General features: G+C 48.5%; 2 protein-coding genes. Both read left to right on the forward strand.

All coding sequences use genetic code 11. The annotated features are described in order from the left end of the window. The first annotated feature begins 161 nt into the window (after nucleotides 1-161). Nucleotides 162-1310 (forward strand): porin OmpC, encoded by a 1149-nt coding sequence (ompC, locus tag J1785_RS01870; RefSeq protein ID WP_269154561.1) that lies wholly within the window; start codon nucleotides 162-164, stop codon nucleotides 1308-1310. 242 nt (nucleotides 1311-1552) lie between these two features. Beyond that, nucleotides 1553-2743, forward strand: a complete 1191-nt coding sequence (locus tag J1785_RS01875) for an amino acid aminotransferase (RefSeq protein ID WP_129952505.1) — start codon at nucleotides 1553-1555, stop codon at nucleotides 2741-2743. Nucleotides 2744-2795 lie beyond the last annotated feature (52 nt).

Here is a 2795-nt window from a genome sequence, read left to right on the forward strand (position 1 = left end):
CATATTTAGTAATTTAGTAGCATTTTCGCTATGGATTAAGCTCACCACGGATGGAATAGTGCGTTCAGACACAGGAGACACCAAACTTTCGCGAATAGTTCCGTAAAGAATTATTTAAGGCAGTGGCAGGTGTCCAAATAAAACCAATGAGGGTAATAATAATGATGAAGCGCAATATTCTTGCAGTGGTAATCCCTGCTCTGTTAGTTGCTGGTGCAGCTAATGCAGCTGAGATCTATAACAAAGACGGCAACAAACTGGATCTGTACGGTAAAGTTGACGCCCGTCACACCTTCTCTGACAATGCTGGCGACGATGGCGACCAGACCTATGTCCGTTTCGGCTTCAAAGGCGAAACTCAAATTACTGACCAACTGACCGGTTACGGCCAGTGGGAATACAACGTTCAGGCTAACCACGCAGAAAGCGCTGGCGACGAAGGCAACAAAACGCGTCTGGGCTTCGCAGGTCTGAAATTCGGTGATGCAGGTTCTTTCGACTACGGTCGTAACTACGGCGTAATCTACGACGTAATGTCCTACACCGACCAATTGCCAATCTATGGCGATGACACTATGTACCAGAACAACGACAACTTCATGATTGGTCGTGGTAATGGCATGGCAACTTACCGTAACAGCAACTTCTTCGGTCTGGTTGACGGCCTGAGCTTCGCAGTACAGTACCAGGGCAAAAACCAAAACGATCGTGATGGCCATGACTTTGCTGCTGATGGTACCGACTTGGGTGTTCCAGGAAGTGCAACTAAAGACCAGAATGGTGACGGTTGGGGTTCTTCGGTAGCTTATGCTATCGGCAACTCTGGCGTTAGCGTAAGTGGTGCTTACTTCTCATCTAACCGTACTAACTCTCAGAAACTTGATGGTAACGGTGACAAAGCTTCCGCATATGCATTGGGCGCGAAATATGACGCTAACAACCTGTACCTGGCAGCATTCTACGGTGAATCCGAGAACACCACCATCTATGGCGGAGACTTCAACCAAGTTGCTAACAAAACTCAAAACTTTGAAGTTGTAGCGCAATACCAGTTTGATTTCGGCCTGCGTCCTTCCATTGCTTACCTGCAGTCCAAAGGTAAAGATCTTAATGCGTTGGGTACTGGCTTTGCAGGCGGTGATGCTGACTTGGTTAAATACGTAGAAGTTGGTACTTACTACTACTTCAACAAAAACATGTCTACCTATGTTGACTACAAAATCAACCTGTTGGACGACAACAGCTATACCCGTACCGCTGGTGTTTCTACCGATGATGTTGTGGGTGTTGGTCTGCAATACCAGTTCTAATATCGCTTAACGATGCGCTTACGGGCGTAGCAAAGTGGATATCAAGGCAGAGCTTCGGCTCTGCCTTTTGCATTTGTGTATGTTTGAAAATATCGTTTTTCCACCCTCGCCCATAAATTATTTTAATCTCCCACGCCTTCTCACAACTCTGCTTTCTTTTTGCCGCAAACGGTTGGCAAACGGGGGCGCTGGCGTTACCCTGAAGCCCTCTTTCGTCATATCAGGCTATGGAATTTTCCGACATGTTTGAAAAAATCACTGCAGCACCTGCTGATCCTATTCTGGGTCTTACCGATCTTTTCCGCGCTGACGATCGCTCAGATAAAATAAATCTGGGGATTGGTGTTTATAAAGACGAAACAGGTAAAACGCCGGTTCTGGCCAGCGTGAAGAAAGCCGAACAATTTCTGTTGGAAAATGAATCTACTAAAACCTATCTGAGTATTGACGGGTTGCCTGATTTTGCACATTGCACACAGGAACTGCTGTTTGGCCAGGACAGCGCGATTATTGCTGATAAACGGGCACGTACCGCGCAGACTCCGGGCGGCACTGGCGCTCTGCGTATCGCAGCAGATTTCATCGCTACGCAAACCAGCGCCAGGCGCGTGTGGGTAAGCAATCCAAGCTGGCCGAACCATAAAGGCGTGTTCTCTGCTTCAGGTCTGGAAGTCATGGAATACCACTACTATGATGCCGTCAATCACAGCCTTGATTTCGATGGCATGCTGAAAAGTCTGAGCGAAGCTAAAGCAGGCGACGTGGTACTGTTCCACGGTTGCTGCCACAACCCAACCGGTATCGATCCTACTCAGGAACAATGGGCACAACTGGCAGAATTGTCTGTGAGCAACGGCTGGTTACCGTTGTTCGATTTCGCTTATCAGGGCTTTGCAAAAGGTCTGGAAGAGGATGCGGCCGGTCTGCGTCTGTTCGTGGAAACACACAAGGAATTACTGGTCGCCAGCTCTTATTCGAAAAACTTCGGGTTATACAATGAACGCGTGGGCGCTTGTACATTAGTTGCGGCCGATGAAGAAACCGCCGATCGCGCCTTCAGTCAAATGAAATCGGTTATCCGTGCTAACTACTCCAACCCACCGTCACACGGTGCTGCGGTGGTAGCCACGATTTTGGGTAACGAAGCTTTGCGCACACTGTGGGAGCAGGAGCTGAGCGATATGCGTCTGCGTATTCATCGTATGCGTCAGCTGTTCGTCAGTACCTTGCAGGAAAAAGGCGCTCAGCAAGATTTCAGCTTTATTATCAATCAGAACGGGATGTTCTCTTTCAGCGGCCTGACCAAAGAGCAGGTATTGCGGTTACGCGATGAGTTCGGCGTGTATGCAGTCAACTCTGGCCGTATTAACGTTGCTGGCATTACACTCGAAAACATGGCACCGCTGTGTGAAGCCATCGTCGCGGTACTCTAAAAGATAAGTGGTGTTGCTCAATTAAAAAAGCCCGTCAGGTGGACTGACGGGC

Source organism: Rahnella perminowiae (assembly GCF_019049755.1).
GTDB lineage: Bacteria > Pseudomonadota > Gammaproteobacteria > Enterobacterales > Enterobacteriaceae > Rahnella > Rahnella perminowiae.

What these genes read in the sequence shown, in the direction of transcription:
- ompC (WP_269154561.1), top strand. Translation starts at nt 162, where the DNA reads ATGATGAAGCGCAATATTCTTGCAGTGGTAATCCCTGCTCTGTTAGTT.
- J1785_RS01875 (WP_129952505.1), top strand. Translation starts at nt 1,553, where the DNA reads ATGTTTGAAAAAATCACTGCAGCACCTGCTGATCCTATTCTGGGTCTT.